This is a genomic window from Iodobacter fluviatilis, from assembly GCF_900451195.1.
GTDB classification, from domain to species: domain Bacteria; phylum Pseudomonadota; class Gammaproteobacteria; order Burkholderiales; family Chitinibacteraceae; genus Iodobacter; species Iodobacter fluviatilis.
This window is the reverse complement of record NZ_UGHR01000001.1, coordinates 3,245,912-3,259,458: the sequence shown is the minus strand read 5'-3', so window position 1 is coordinate 3,259,458 and position 13,547 is coordinate 3,245,912. Positions and strand designations below refer to the sequence as shown.

General features: G+C 48.8%; 13 protein-coding genes. 4 read left to right on the top strand and 9 right to left on the bottom strand.

Annotated elements, in window-relative coordinates:
- The first annotated feature begins 137 nt into the window (after window positions 1-137).
- Window positions 138-2,321, top strand: a complete 2,184-nt coding sequence (locus tag DYD62_RS14935; RefSeq protein WP_115228098.1) for a sensor domain-containing diguanylate cyclase — start codon at window positions 138-140, stop codon at window positions 2,319-2,321.
- Window positions 2,322-2,382: 61 nt separating this feature from the next.
- On the opposite strand, the gene mscL is transcribed toward DYD62_RS14935, so the two are convergent.
- The 8 genes from mscL to DYD62_RS14895 all read right to left on the bottom strand — a co-directional run bounded on the left by mscL (window position 2,383) and on the right by DYD62_RS14895 (window position 9,895).
- Entirely contained in the window at window positions 2,383-2,808 is a 426-nt protein-coding gene (gene mscL, locus DYD62_RS14930; protein WP_115228097.1) for a large conductance mechanosensitive channel protein MscL, read from the bottom strand.
- Between the two features lie 102 nt (window positions 2,809-2,910).
- On the bottom strand, window positions 2,911-3,966 hold the full coding sequence (gene rlmM, locus DYD62_RS14925) for a 23S rRNA (cytidine(2498)-2'-O)-methyltransferase RlmM (RefSeq protein ID WP_115228096.1): 1,056 nt from the start codon (window positions 3,964-3,966) through the stop codon (window positions 2,911-2,913).
- Window positions 3,967-3,996: 30 nt separating this feature from the next.
- Window positions 3,997-5,541 carry a sensor histidine kinase gene (locus DYD62_RS14920; RefSeq protein ID WP_115228095.1) on the bottom strand — a complete coding sequence of 515 codons (1,545 nt, stop codon included), beginning with the start codon at window positions 5,539-5,541 and terminating at the stop codon, window positions 3,997-3,999.
- Between the two features lie 140 nt (window positions 5,542-5,681).
- Window positions 5,682-6,347 carry an energy-coupling factor ABC transporter permease gene (locus DYD62_RS14915; protein ID WP_115228094.1) on the bottom strand — a complete coding sequence of 222 codons (666 nt, stop codon included), beginning with the start codon at window positions 6,345-6,347 and terminating at the stop codon, window positions 5,682-5,684.
- A complete protein-coding gene (locus DYD62_RS14910) occupies window positions 6,344-6,988 on the bottom strand; it encodes an alpha/beta hydrolase (protein ID WP_115228093.1) in 645 nt (214 codons plus the stop codon). Before DYD62_RS14910 ends, DYD62_RS14915 begins: the two co-directional genes overlap by 4 nt.
- Before the next feature lie 98 nt (window positions 6,989-7,086).
- Window positions 7,087-7,398, bottom strand: coding sequence for a (2Fe-2S) ferredoxin domain-containing protein (locus DYD62_RS14905; protein ID WP_099397774.1), 312 nt, complete (start codon window positions 7,396-7,398; stop codon window positions 7,087-7,089).
- Window positions 7,399-7,804: 406 nt separating this feature from the next.
- Window positions 7,805-8,899, bottom strand: coding sequence for a hypothetical protein (locus tag DYD62_RS14900; RefSeq protein WP_115228092.1), 1,095 nt, complete (start codon window positions 8,897-8,899; stop codon window positions 7,805-7,807).
- 96 nt (window positions 8,900-8,995) lie between these two features.
- Complete coding sequence (locus tag DYD62_RS14895; RefSeq protein ID WP_115228091.1) at window positions 8,996-9,895, bottom strand: LysR family transcriptional regulator; 900 nt, start codon at window positions 9,893-9,895, stop codon at window positions 8,996-8,998.
- An 83-nt stretch (window positions 9,896-9,978) separates the two neighbouring features.
- Here DYD62_RS14895 and DYD62_RS14890 point away from each other — a divergent pair, with 83 nt between their 5' ends.
- The 3 genes from DYD62_RS14890 to DYD62_RS14880 all read left to right on the top strand — a co-directional run bounded on the left by DYD62_RS14890 (window position 9,979) and on the right by DYD62_RS14880 (window position 12,395).
- Window positions 9,979-10,419 carry a PACE efflux transporter gene (locus DYD62_RS14890; RefSeq protein ID WP_207916787.1) on the top strand — a complete coding sequence of 147 codons (441 nt, stop codon included), beginning with the start codon at window positions 9,979-9,981 and terminating at the stop codon, window positions 10,417-10,419.
- A gap of 219 nt (window positions 10,420-10,638) precedes the next feature.
- Complete coding sequence (locus DYD62_RS14885) at window positions 10,639-11,112, top strand: WbuC family cupin fold metalloprotein (protein ID WP_172476502.1); 474 nt, start codon at window positions 10,639-10,641, stop codon at window positions 11,110-11,112.
- Between the two features lie 185 nt (window positions 11,113-11,297).
- Entirely contained in the window at window positions 11,298-12,395 is a 1,098-nt protein-coding gene (locus DYD62_RS14880; RefSeq protein ID WP_207916786.1) for a site-2 protease family protein, read from the top strand.
- Between the two features lie 473 nt (window positions 12,396-12,868).
- Here the strand turns inward: DYD62_RS14880 and DYD62_RS14870 are convergent, their stop codons facing one another.
- On the bottom strand, window positions 12,869-13,540 hold the full coding sequence (locus DYD62_RS14870) for an ABC transporter substrate-binding protein (RefSeq protein ID WP_115228088.1): 672 nt from the start codon (window positions 13,538-13,540) through the stop codon (window positions 12,869-12,871).
- Window positions 13,541-13,547 lie beyond the last annotated feature (7 nt).

Below are 13,547 nucleotides of genomic sequence, written 5' to 3'. Positions count from 1 at the left end.
GAGGCAGGCCGTCAGCCAATACGCTGAGCGTCCTATTTGAGTTGGTAAGATGTATGTATTAATTATCCTGGTCTACATTAAATAAATTTTGGTAATTATTTTAAGTTTTTGTAAGAAATAAGGGCCGGAGGTATTTAATGAGCACGGCATGGTTTAGCGGGCATAAGGCAAAAGCAGTTATTACCGGGCAGCATACAGCACTACACCGCCTGAGCAGGCAGCTTTTATGGGGGCTGTTACTGTTGGGCTTGCTGCCTCTTTTGCTGACGGGTGGTTTGGCCTATCAGCGGAGCGAGTTAAGCCTCAGAGAAAAAACGGGCGTTTATCTAGCGGCACAAGCCGATGCCATCATCGATAAAATCGATCGTAATTTGTTTGAACGCTATGGCGATGTGCAAATGATTGCATTGAATCCCAATGTGCGTGGCTCCGCAGCAATGACGGCACAGGCTGCGGATGCCTATGTCCGTGCCTATGGTTTTTATGACTTGATGGTTGCGGCGGATATGCAGGGAAAAATTGTGGCTAGCAATACGGTGAGTGGAGATGGGAGGCGTATTGAAGTTGAAAAGCTGATGGGCCGGAGTGTAGCGGAAACGGACTGGTTTAAAAAAATCAGTGCTGGGGCTCTAGGCACCGGGCAAACGTATTATGCAGATGCCCGAAAAGATCCTTTGCTTGCTCAGGCGCTGGGGCAACCGGAAGTCAGCCTTTTGTTTGCGGCTCCGGTCTTTAATGCTCAGGGCAAAATAGTGCGCGTATGGGCTAATTTTGCCTCCTATGAAAGAGTGGTGGATGCGATTGTCAGCTCGACTAAAGCGCATCTGAATCAAAGTGGCTACAAGCAGGTGCATTTACAAGTCGTCGATAAACAGGGCCGTGTGCTGAGCGATTCAGCAGGCGAGCCCTTTGGCTCGCTTGCCTTGGCTAAACGCTCGCCCGCGGTGCAAGCCCTGATCAGCGGTAATAACGGGGTGCTTACAGAAATAAACCATGGTGATGAAGAGCTGGTGGCTTTTTCTTCCTCAAAAGGAGCGCTGGGCTTTGCCGCGTATGGCTGGGGCGTGGTCGTCCGGCAGGATACCGGGGAGGCGTTTGCTTCGGTAAGAGAGTTGGGGCGTATTGTGCTGTTTTCCCTGCTGATTGCCATTCCCTTGGTGATATGGCTGGCGGTGATGATGAGCGGGCGGTTTCAGAGAATTACCCTGCAGCGTGAGCAGGCCCTGATCCGGGATGCAGCATTGCAGGATTTTACGTCTGAGGTGCACCGCGCGCTGGAGCTGGTCGAAAACGATAGTGATGCAGCCGGAATTGTTTCTGAAGCCATTGAGCAGGGCCTGCCTCAGCGGTCGACGGCGCTGCTGATGTCCGATTCCAGTACCGCGCATTTATCTGTGATGTCCCGCAGTGAAAATTATTCGGCAGAGTCTGGCTGCGGGGTTAAATCACCCGTGCAATGCTTGGCTTTTCGCCGCGGACAGGTGCAGAAATTTGAAGATGCCAGCGCTTTGGATGTATGTCGCTATATGCGCGGCAGAGCAGGTGGAGAGTGCTCGGCCGTGTGTATTCCCCTGACCAGCATTGGGCAGGCCGTTGGGATTATGCATATTGTTGGCCCAGCGCGGCATTTGCCGGATGAGGATGAAATGCTCAGGGCAACAGCGATTGCGGCTCACGCGGGCATGCGCTTAGGGGTGCTGCGGGTAATGAGCGAATCACAATTGCAAGCGCGCACTGATCCGCTTACAGGCTTGCTTAATCGCCGCAGCTTAGAAAATCAAGCGGCCAGAGTGCTGGTCATGCCCGAGCCTGCCTGTATTGCTTTTGCAGATATTGATCACTTTAAGCGCTTAAATGACAGCTACGGGCATGATACGGGCGATCGGGCCTTGCGCTTATTTGCCCGTGTGATGAAAGAAGCTTTGCGCCCAGGGGATTTGGTGGGGCGGTTTGGTGGTGAAGAATTTGTGGTGGTGTTTCCAAATACTGATGAGGCTGGCGGTTTGTGCGGACTGGAGCGTATAAGGGCCGCGCTGGAAGGGCGGATTGCTGTGGCGGGCTTACCTGTGTTTACGGCGAGTTTTGGGCTGGCTTCAGCTTTTGGGCCGGTTGATTTTAGCGAGTTAGTTCATATCGCGGATATGGCTTTATTAGAGGCTAAGCGGACAGGCAGAAATAAAGTGTGCATTGCGGGCAAAGGGTCTGACTTGCCCATTCATGCGGTGGATTTATCTGTAGCCAGCCGACTGAAACCAGAAATCGCTTTGCCCAATAAGCCAGATGGAGCGATATTGCAGGAAGCGCGGGTGAAAAGTGAGTAAGGATAAAAAAGGAATGAAAGCATGGGCAAATGCCCATGCTTTAAATTTAAAAAGTAAGCGTTTACTTTTTAAGTAAATCGCGAATCTCGCGCAATAGTTCGATATCTTCAGGTGTAACAGCAGGTGCGGCAGGCGCGCTTGCTTCTTCCCGTTTCAGTTTGTTTAGGCCTTTAATGACTAAGAACACGGCAAAGGTCACGATGACAAAGCTGATCAGCACATTAATAAATACGCCGTAGTTTAATGTGACCGCTCCGGCTTTTTGAGCCGCATCTAAGGTAGCGTAAGGCGCTGGGGTTTTACCTTCGGATAATAAAAAATACAAATTAGCAAAATCGACCTTGCCCATGAGCATGGCAATCGGCGGCATGATGATATCTTTTACCAGTGAATCAACAATCTTACCGAATGCCGCACCAATGATAATACCGACGGCCAAGTCGATCACATTACCGCGCATTGCAAATTCTTTGAATTCTTTAAACATGCGATACCCCTGTTGCTTAGTGATGAACAATGGACCAACTCTCTTTAAAAATAGACGGATTTTGCGCAAGGGACTGTGGCAGCCCCTCACGCAATGCAATAATTAGCGCTTAATTTTGGTTAAATAACAGGTGACTTCTTCACGGTCGTGATAAAGATGGCGGGCGCGGATCTGATAGCGGATCCCTGCACCATCGAGCGCATCATCAATAATATCAAGGCAGCGCTGCAGTTCATTCCAGCGTTTTTTCATGGGCAGTTTAAAGTTAAAAATAGCCTGACGGGCATGGCCTTTTACCAGCCAGTCTGAAATGAGCGCAGCAATACGGGCGGGCTGTTCAACCATATCGCAAACTAGCCAGTCCACCGGGCTTTTGGGGCGATATCTGAAACCATCTTCACGCAGATGTTTTACGCTGGGGTGAATGGCCATACTGCCTTTCATGGGGCCGTTATCAATAGCAAAAATCTTGGTGCAGCCTCGGCTGACCATTTGCCAAGTCCAGCCGCCGGGTGCCGCGCCTAAATCCACGGCACTCATGCCAGGTTTTACCTGTGCTGATTCGGGCACCAAAATCATAAACGCTTCAGCCAGTTTTAAGGTGGAGCGGCTTGGGGCGTCGGTTGGCATACGCAGGCGTGGAATGCCCAGCGGCCAGTTCACAGAAAAATCAGGGCGGGTAAAGCCGATATAAACACGCTCTAAGGTTGGAAAAAATAAATGCAGACGTGCTTTGGCATCGGCTTGGTTAGCTAAACCTTTTGCGGCGAGTTTTGCATCGAGAAGTGCACCAAATTTACGGCTGAATGAAGAGATTTCCTTGCCATCGTTGGTGTCAGGATATTCAATCCATACATCACGCCAAGGGCCTTTATGCGCTTCATGAAGGTTGTCAAGCGCAGTTAAAATAGGCGTAAGGCGATCTTTAGGCGGCAAATCAAGCATTTCAGCCACAAAAATAATCTGGCGCGGGAAAACCCAGTCGCCACATTCTAGTGTGCGGTAAAGCTTGTCCCAATCGGCGGGGCGCTTAGGCAAAAAGATGCAAAATCCCTGGCCAATTTCCCATTTACCCGGGATATCTGCTTTAAAGGAGAATTCGGCCTCCACATCGGCTTCGAAACCGGGGCGGCAATAAAAAAGAATGGCATGTGTCATGGGCGTAAGGATACCAGAATACGGGTGATTTTAGGCGTGCTTGCCATCCTTTCCCTGTGGGGCAATCAGGGGAAAGCAGGCAATAAAACAAGTTCCTTGGCCTGGTTCCGAATTCACCACCAGCGTGCCGCCTAAGGTTTGGGTGACCAAATTAAAGACAACATTCAGCCCTAAGCCACTGCCGCCGCTGCCTCTTTTGGTGGTAAAAAAGGGATCGAAAATCTTATTTAAGTGCTCGCTGGGAATGCCCATACCGTTGTCTTCAAAACGCAGGGTGACGTTATTGTCTATTTTTGTGGCTTGCAGCGAAATCAGGCCTTCCTGCCCTTCAGCAAAAGCATGGGCTAAGGCATTGGTCAGAAAGTTGGTAATGATTTGAGAAATAGCGCCTGGGTAGCCATCGAGGTTGATCTTCTCGTTGCAGCTGGTTTCAATGCGCACCGAGGTGCGTTTAAGTGTGGGCTTTAAACTCATAATGACTTCGTCAATGTATTCCCCAAGCTCAAAGCTGCGCCTTGCTTCAGAGGTCTGGTCTACCGCGACTTGTTTAAAGCTTTGTATCAGCTGGGCGGCGCGTTCTGCATTAGCCAGAATCAGTCGGCTGGATTCAATCGCCATTTCGGAATAGCGCAATACTTCTGATTTTTTGATGGCACCGGCATCCAGATTGTTTTTGAAGGCTTGCGTGTCCTCAAATAAAACCGATGCGCTGGTTAAAATAACGCCAACAGGGGTATTAACCTCATGGGCAACCCCAGCCACCAAGCCCCCCAGTGAGGCCATTTTTTCGGCCTGAACTAAATTATTCTTGGTTTCATTTAGCTGTTTATACGCGCTTTCGGTGAGATCCCTAGTTACGCGCATGGCGTGCTCTGCGGCTTTGCGGCTTTCTAAATCATCACACAGCCTGCGGGTAATGCTGTGTACGGCATCGGCCACATCGGCAAATTCATCTTTAGTATTGTGGGCCAGCTTGATGTCATTAAAATCAAAGTCTTTTGCATCAGCGGCGTGGACAAGGGCTTCTCTTAGCTGCCCTAAGGGGCGTATCACCACCAGCAGCAGGCTGTGTGAAAGCGCCATAAAGAGGAGTAGATCCAGCAAAACAACTTCGATGATTTTAGCTACAACCATTTGATTTAAGCGGGCGGCGATTTTTTCCCTTGAGAAAACATAAACTACTTTTCCCATCGGTTTGGATACTTCATTGGCGGGATAGTAAATAGGGAAAGTCTGTGCATTGGGTGGCACAGCGCTTTTATGCGCTACGGTCATTTTGCCTTGAGCATTGATCCGGCCATCAACCTGCTCTTCGTTGTTAAAAACCAAAAGCAGCGCTAAATCGGCAGACTGCATTTCAGCCTCTACCACAAGGCCCAGCTGGGTGCTGTCGAAATTCCAGAGTATGCCTGGTAAAACGGTTTGCAAACGTTTTTGCAAGGCCATGGCCGAGAGCCGCATATTGTTTTCAAGCTCTTGCTGCGTTTGCCAATAGGAAATCACGCCCGATGTCGCCAAAAACAGCGTCACGATGGCTAAGAAAATCATATTCAGGCGGAAGCGGATGCTGTGCATGTGATTTATGCTGTAGATGTTTGCTTAACAATAGCCCTCAATGTAATTAAAGGGCAAGTTAAGTCATGTGCTTGTCATGCATAAATAAGAGGCGATGTGTTTTTTGATGCAATGCTTTGTAAGCGGTGCGGCGTAACAGGCTAATTTTTGTGAGTAAGATAAAAGGCATCATTAAAGGTGCTGACCCACTGGGGCCGCCAGATCACTAATAAAGATAAATAGACACCACTTGTAAAGCCCTCGGGCCAGCCCATTAGAAAGTAATAGGGCAGCTGTTCTTCTATCAGAAAATCGACAGGATAGGCCCCACTGGCTGCAAGCAGGCCACAGGTAAAGAGGCCGGTGCACCACATAGAAAGCATGCTTGCGGCAAAACAATTTACAAAAATATAAATAAAATAATTAGCGGGCAAAGCGCGCTGCGCCCAGTTAAACAGGACATCGGTGAGCGTCACCGGCAAAAAAGCAATAATCAGCCAGGACAGGCCCATGCTTGCCCATGCAGAGTGCCCGTAGGCCGTATCTGCAATCAGCACGGCGGCCAGCCCCAGCAGTGCTTTATCGCGCCCGGCAATCATGGTGAGTGCGCTGGCGCCAAGCAAGTGAAACGACAGCCCCGGCTGAATACTGGCTTTCATTTGCCAGAAGCACAACACAAACACGCTTGCGCCAAACCAGCCAGTAAGGCGCTCCTGAGTAAGGGCAAACCATGGGATACGCAAAGCTGCATGCAAAATCAGGCCACCACTGACGAGGTATGACGTCAGCAGCAGCCAGTTTGCAAATGGCCCGGCGTGCAGGTTCATTTAATCCGCCATTCTTTATTCACCCAATCGCCCAGCTGCGTAAGCTTGCCGTGGAAATAGTGTCCTACGCCCGGGAACACCACGACGGGCAGCGATTGCGGTCTGGCCCAGTTCAGTACGGTGTCTAAGCTGATGACTTCATCTTCTTCGCCATGAATCAGCAGCGTTTTGTTGACGGGCACAGCAGGGAAGTTATGTCGGCTGACCGCAGGGCCAATCAGAATCAGGCCTTCCACCTGATCGCTGCCTATGCGCTCGCAGAGTTGGCTTTGCACAAAGGTACCAAAGGAAAAGCCTGCTAATGTCAGGCGACTAAGTGTTGGATGCTCGCTTTTAGCAAAAGCCAGCACGGCGGCCATATCATCGACTTCACCAACGCCATTTTCAAAAGTGCCTGCCGAGTTGCCCACGCCACGTAAATTGGGGCAGTAGGCCACATAGCCTAAGCGGCTGAGGGTTTTTGCGAGGGTATGCACAATCTTATTGCTGAACGTGCCCCCTTCGGTGGGATTGGGGTGGGCGACCAGCACAATGCCGACTGTGGTTTCGAGGGCGGATGAGAGGCGTAAACATTCGAGTTTACCTGCCGGACCATCAATCTCAATGAGTTCAAAAGAGGGGGCTTTACGGGGTGTGCTCATAGCGTGTGGCTTTGCGGGGCGGCCCCGCCTGATGAGTGGATAAAAAACTACGGGCAATCAGGCGAATGCGGATTGCCCCTATACATGCTGGAGGGCGCTTAAATTTTTAAACGCTCAACAACACGGCCATTGACAATGTGCTCGTCGATAATCTCGTCGATATCGCTTTTATCAATATAGGTATACCAAACGGCCTCAGGATAAACGACCAGTACCGGGCCTTCTTCACAGCGCTCAAGGCAACCTGCTTTATTAATCCGTACTTTGCCAGGTTGGCTTAGTCCTAGTTTTTTGATGCGGCCCTTGGCGTGTTCCCACATCTCAACTGCGCCGCAGCTGGCGCAACTCTGACGCTCACCCGGCTCGCGCTGGTTGAGGCAAAAAAATACGTGGTGTTGATAATGGCTCATGGTGGCCTCGATATTGGAAGTGGAAATTTATCGTAGGGCGGGTGCAACACCATACGTGCTAAGCAAATTATTTTTTATTAGTAAACAGCAAAAAAAACGTAATAACCGCGTTCTCTGCACGGGGCTTTAGAGTCCCCTTGAAACACGCCGAAGTGAGGAACAAGCGGGCGGGGTTTCTTTGATGCCTGTTTGAGCGAAGCGAGTTCCGCAGCCGCCGCTCGATTGTCCGCAGATGAGGGGCCTTCGTGCTTTGAGGTTGTGGCTTGGCTTCGTTTCTTGGCCGTTCAAGAAAGGAAGGCCCCCGCGGTGGCCAACCGCTCCAAAATCAACGTGCCGAAGGCACTAAAAAGGTCTTTTTGTATTTTGGTTCGCGCCTATGGGGGACTCCTCCGCCCTACAAAATCAATTAATGCTGCACAACCGCCTTAATATGCGCCGTTACAAAGAACGGCAACTGATCATTATCCATATCAGGCTGTACGTTTTCGATAATGCGAATATCCGTCACCATGCACTCACGGAATAATTCGACCGCGTATTGGTGGATTTTTTCGACATGATCCCAAGCCGATAGCGGCCAGACGAAGCCTTCCCAGCGCTCAGCATCTTCGATGGTCGAAAAGGTAATACGGATTTCGGCGTTTTCGTGCGCGGCGATACAGATGACAGGCGTGCGGCCTTTGCTGCGTATGCTGCGCAGCGCATTGCTGGTCATCAGCTGCAAACGTGTTTCCAGCTGGGTTTCGCGGCCTGCTTCACCGGCAGTCAGCCACGGCATGGGGGTGCGTGGAATAGGAAATAAAGTCACGCCATTGGTTTTAAGCTGCTCGCCAATTAAATTAGCCAACTGCATGCCCCATGCGCCCAGATTGCCACCCAGCTTAATCGCGGGTGCTGCATCTTTCTTTTGCATCGCCACGCCCACCAGATAGCGCAGGAAAACGGCTTCGTCTTTCAGCGGCATTGGCGAGGTGTTTAAATCAATCGGCAAGCCGCCCGAGGCGTATTGCAACTGATCGCGCCATTGACACAGCTGCGAAGGATTAACTCCGGCCAGTGTTTCGGCATGCACCAATTTGGCGGATAGCCAAACGTCGGCGTCGGGCGCGATGACTTCGTGCTGCTTTAATAGGGCCTGCACGGCATCTACATCTTTAAGCTGGCCTGCCAGCTCGGTAGTGCCTTTAAAACCAGCCACCAAAATAACCGGGATGGCAAAAGGAATGGCGTATTGCTCTGCATCTTTAGGTGCAGTTTCAACGGCAGCGCGCAGCAGGCTCCATAGCTCCAGATAAGCGTCTAAAGACGGTGCTTGCGTCATGGCTGCGTTTAAACCGGCATGATCATTGATGGCTAGGGTGTCGGCGAGCAGCCGTGTGAGCTCCTCGCGTTTTTGACTGACGAGCGCGCTGGACGATTCGGTCAGCAGCGACATCAACAGTCGAATAATGGGGTTTTGTGCGTTAACTCTGGCGTAGAGGCGAGGATCTGGCAGGTACATGGCTGGCCTGAACGAAAGGTGACAAAGGGGTGATTATACCGAGAGTCTGGCTGTTTGAATTATTTGGCTAATCCACAACTTGAATAGGGGTTTATTTCACCCCGATTTGCCGCTTATTGGGCTTGAATTGTGAATTAAAGTTTCTTTCAGCCATTGCCCCGCTAAGCCTAGGGGGTGAGCAGGGTGCCAGACCAGTTGCACGCCCAGCTGTAAGCGGCTTTCAAAGTGTTGGAGTGGCAGTTGCACAATATCCTGCTCTAAAGCCAGATCTGCAAAGTGATTGGGCAGGCAAGCCCAGCCTAAGCCCCGGCGAACCAGCTCCAGCACGGCCCAATCACCTTCCACCCACCAGACTGAGGGGGAGTATCTGAAGCGCTCTTTTTCTGCGCCACTGTGGCGGCCGGTGACCATCAGCTGCCTGTGGTTTTGTAGTATTTCTAAAGTAAGGGTTTTTTCCTGGGCTAAAGGGTGTTGGCGGGATACCACAAATTGCATTTCACACTCTCTTAAAGCATGAAAAGCCAGCTCTTTGGGATGCTCGGCGGCCTCGTAGCTGATGCCAAGATCAACCCGGCCTGAGAGCAGCAGTTTGTAGAGGTCTTCCATAATCGGGAATAACAGCTCTAGCTCTAAGTGTGGGAATTTTACCGCAAGCTGTTGCAGTAGGTCGCCCAGCCAAGGCATTTGTGCGGAGTCATCTACCGCTAAGCGCAGTTTGGCTTCCTGCCCCGCAGTCAGTCCATGGGCGATGCCGCTCAGTTGATCGCAGCGCTGCAAAATGGCGATGGCTTCAGGTAAAAGGCGTGCACCTTCTGCACTGAGCTGGGGGTAGCGGCCATCGCGCTGAAATAAACTGACGCCTAAATCAATCTCTAAGTTGGCAATGGCGGTGCTGATCAAGGATTGCGCTCGGCCTAGGCGGCGGGCAGCTGCAGAGAAAGAACCACATTCTGCGGCAGCTTTAAAGGCGCTGAGTTGATCTAATGAATATTTCATCTATCTGTTTTTGTGATGGTTTCTAACTAACAACCATCATAGAAGCAGTTTACTATGGTGGCTACCTTTGAAATGAGAGCCAGATGATGAAAGTGCAAATGAGAAGCCGGGCAGATCGTATCCGGCAAACAATAGGTTTTGAGGTGATTGGCTTCTTGCTGTTTGTACCCTTGGCGCATTGGGCGTTTGGTTTTTCAATGCAGGATTTGGGTGTGCTGGCTGTTACGATGTCGGTGATTGCAGCCGTGTGGAATTACCTTTACAACCTAGGGTTTGATCACTTGCTTGCTCGTTGGAAAAAACGGGTTAAGAAAAATACACTGGAGCGCGTTGTGCACGCCTTTGGCTTCGAAGGCGGCTTATTATTTGTCAGCTTGCCGCTGGTGGCTTGGTGGCTGAATATCGGTCTTTGGGAAGCCTTTGTGATGGACTTGGGCTTTGCTACGTTTTATCTGGTTTATGCCTTTGTCTATAACTGGGTTTACGATAAAGTGTTCCCCCTTCCAGGGTGGCAAGCGGCCTAGAGCCAGCTTCAAATCATTCCAAAGATACTTCAGCGTAAAGCTTAAGGGAGTCAAATCTCAAACCACAGAGAGCACAGCGTTTCACAGAGAAGGCCAAGGATAGTGTGGGGTTCTCTGTGAAACGCTGTGTCTTCGTTTTACCCTGTGGTTCAAGGTTTAGCTCTCTATCAAGGCTCGCTGAAAACGCTGGCTAATCGGATTCCAAAAGAGACCAATCATATGATGAGTTTAATTAATAAAGGCACGCTGGCCGATTTGTCCGCAGCGGCAAAAGACAGCCCAAGATTGCGTAAAAATCTGAATTTTCATGCCAGTAATGAATCGGCCTGTCACCGGCTTTTGAATGCGCTGGAGCCGGGCACGTATGTGCAGCCGCATCGCCATTCAGATGTGGAAAAAGATGAAACCATGATTGTGCTGAGCGGGCGTTTTGGGGTGCTGATTTTTGATGAGACTGGCAAGATCACCTCGCAGGCGGTGTTGGCTGCTGATGGCCATTTAGGAATCAATATTCCCGCTGGCGCGTTTCACAGCATGGTGGCATTAGAAAGTGGCTCGGTCTTTTTTGAAAGCAAGGCCGGCCCTTATGTGCCGCTCAGCGACAGCGAAAAAGCCAGCTGGGCACCCGCAGAAGGTGAGCCGGGCAGTGAGGCGTATTTAACCAAGATGGTGGCTTGTTTTAATGAGGTTTAGGGTGTGACTTGCGGATCCCCGCCCGCATTTTGTTGAGTGTACAAAACGCCGCAGGCCTAGCAAGCTGACTAAGATCACCACTGGCCTGGGGGGTGTGAGCGTCCTTGAATATCTGTAAACCTGCTAAATAGACTCATTTGCTCAGTTTTTATGCACGATTAATTGATGATTAAATTGGATATGCTGTGGAATTATTAAATATTAATTGCCTTGGAAAATCGCTCAGGCTTGAGGGTACGCCAGCGGGCTGGCAGCAGTTATTTTGGGACAATACCTTAGTCGCTGAAAAAAACGCCTCGGCAGAGCGTGAAGGCTTAAGTGTTTTGCAATTTGAGCTGTCGGCAGTCAGCCCGGATGGCACTGCGGCAACGACGCGCGTTTATCTTGAAACCGATTTGCAATGGCAGCCTTTTATTCTCAGATATCGCTTATTGATTGATGAAAAAGAGGCGCTTAAAGGCGAGCGAAATACGCAGGATATTGAGCGACAAATACCTGTAAAGCAAAATATAAAGCCCAATAAACTCAGTATTTTGGGCTTGGGTGCGCTGGCGCTGAAACTGCTGAAAAGTGCCAAACTGGTAAAAGTGGCCCTAGCCGGGGCCAGTGTTGCTGCCTATTCATGGCTATTTTCTTTTCAATTTGCAATTGCGCTGATTGCCTGTCTGGTTTTTCATGAATATGGGCATATTCGGGCAATGAAATATTTTGGCTTAAAAACCAAGGGTATTTATTTGATCCCCTTTATGGGGGGATTAGCTTTGTCGGATGAAAAAATTAATACCCGTTGGCAGGATGTGGTGATTTCCATTATGGGGCCAAGCTTTGGCCTCTTGTTATCAATTGCCTGCCTAATTATTTATTGGTTGACAGGCTCGATGCTGTTTGCAGGGTTGGCTACCTTTAATGCACTGCTTAATCTTTTTAATCTATTACCCATTTTGCCACTGGATGGCGGGCATATCTTAAAAAGTATCAGTTTTTCGATGAATAGCAAATTGGGCTTGATTGCCTGCGTGGTGGGTGCGGCGCTGGGTGTGTTTATTAGCTATTCACTGGGCCTGGCATTACTTGGGTTTTTATTATTGATTGGCAGTGTAGAAATCATTTTTGAATGGCGTGGCCGGCATCAAAGCCACCTATTGCCGCTGGATCGCTACGGGCAAATCTTTTCCACAGTTTGGTATTTAATCACCGTTGGCGCTTTGATCGGGATCATTTGGTACTTTGCCAGCCATGGCGACGAAATGCTGCGTATGCCTTTGCAGATTTTGAAACATTAAGTATGTTATTGGAAGTAATATAAAAAAGCCAGATTGGATGATCTGGCTTTTTTAATAAGGATATGGTTAGTAAATGTTTAAAATAATAGATCTGTTATGCTTTTGTAGTTGCTGAATATGATGGAAAAGATTAAATCCAGTGAAAATAGTGCAAGTAATAATGAAATAACCGCTAGTAATAGCATCAGTTTTGCGTAGGTGTGCTTTTGGTCTTCTGTATTCTTTTTGTGTAGCCTGAGAGAAATGCTTACAGCCAAAAGTAAAGGAGCTAAAAGTATGGCGGAGCATATAGTGGCAGGAAAAAGACTACCCCAGCCCCCCGATCCTCCATGGCCACTATTGCCAAAAATATACGCTATGAGTATTGATAATGGAATACAAGCAAAGCTGCTAATGAGGAAAAAACGAATTAATTTGCTATGCATTTAGATCGCCTAAGATAGACTTTTTATTGCTTTTTAAAATAGAGAGTGCTAGTTGCTCAGCGTTGGTTTTATTTGCTCTTTATTGATTTCTGTAAGCTGTTTTAGAAGGCCTGTGTACCCTTCTGTGTGAATTGTTTTTCCAAATTTATTGCGATATCTTTCTTCAAGCGAATCGTTTCCAGAGATGATGTCGGCGATCAGCCAATGATCCCAGCCCCTGAGAAGAAAAAAATCGACACGTTTTGATTTTTTATTGGCTAATTTTACCGATGTGACTACATAGCTAACCGTAAAATCGACATTGCTATTTTGTGTTTTTAAATTTGTTGCTGAGCAGAATGATTTAATGGCAATTAAATTATCCTGAATAATATATTTTTTAAATTCAGTATTTAACTGCTCTTTAAAGTCATCTGAAAATTTAGAAATGGATTCTTCCGTAAGCTTGAATCCAATATTGTGAAGTAAATTTTGCGTGCTTAAGAATGTATCGAATTTGGCCAGTAAATAATCTTTAATTGCCCGTTCGTTGCAGTTTTTTAGCGACTCGTTGGCCGATAAATCATGACGCAACTCTTGATAAACATGCTGAATGTGTTTTTCGGGGTTTTCAAAGTCATCAGCAAAAGCCATGTTTGATATGGACATAAATATTAACAAGCTTGCGCTGGTAAGGTACTTAATAAGCTGGTAACGCTTGTCGTGTTTTTGTATTTGCATGGGGTTT

Bases quoted from the DNA above. Each gene is read 5' to 3' on its own strand.
- rlmM (WP_115228096.1), bottom strand. From the start codon at position 3,966: ATGACACATGCCATTCTTTTTTATTGCCGCCCCGGTTTCGAAGCCGAT.
- DYD62_RS14900 (WP_115228092.1), bottom strand. From the start codon at position 8,899: ATGTACCTGCCAGATCCTCGCCTCTACGCCAGAGTTAACGCACAAAAC.
- DYD62_RS14885 (WP_172476502.1), top strand. From the start codon at position 10,639: ATGATGAGTTTAATTAATAAAGGCACGCTGGCCGATTTGTCCGCAGCG.
- DYD62_RS14895 (WP_115228091.1), bottom strand. From the start codon at position 9,895: ATGAAATATTCATTAGATCAACTCAGCGCCTTTAAAGCTGCCGCAGAA.
- mscL (WP_115228097.1), bottom strand. From the start codon at position 2,808: ATGTTTAAAGAATTCAAAGAATTTGCAATGCGCGGTAATGTGATCGAC.
- DYD62_RS14915 (WP_115228094.1), bottom strand. From the start codon at position 6,347: ATGAACCTGCACGCCGGGCCATTTGCAAACTGGCTGCTGCTGACGTCA.
- DYD62_RS14910 (WP_115228093.1), bottom strand. From the start codon at position 6,988: ATGAGCACACCCCGTAAAGCCCCCTCTTTTGAACTCATTGAGATTGAT.
- DYD62_RS14920 (WP_115228095.1), bottom strand. From the start codon at position 5,541: ATGCACAGCATCCGCTTCCGCCTGAATATGATTTTCTTAGCCATCGTG.
- DYD62_RS14935 (WP_115228098.1), top strand. From the start codon at position 138: ATGAGCACGGCATGGTTTAGCGGGCATAAGGCAAAAGCAGTTATTACC.
- DYD62_RS14890 (WP_207916787.1), top strand. From the start codon at position 9,979: ATGATGAAAGTGCAAATGAGAAGCCGGGCAGATCGTATCCGGCAAACA.
- DYD62_RS14905 (WP_099397774.1), bottom strand. From the start codon at position 7,398: ATGAGCCATTATCAACACCACGTATTTTTTTGCCTCAACCAGCGCGAG.
- DYD62_RS14870 (WP_115228088.1), bottom strand. From the start codon at position 13,540: ATGCAAATACAAAAACACGACAAGCGTTACCAGCTTATTAAGTACCTT.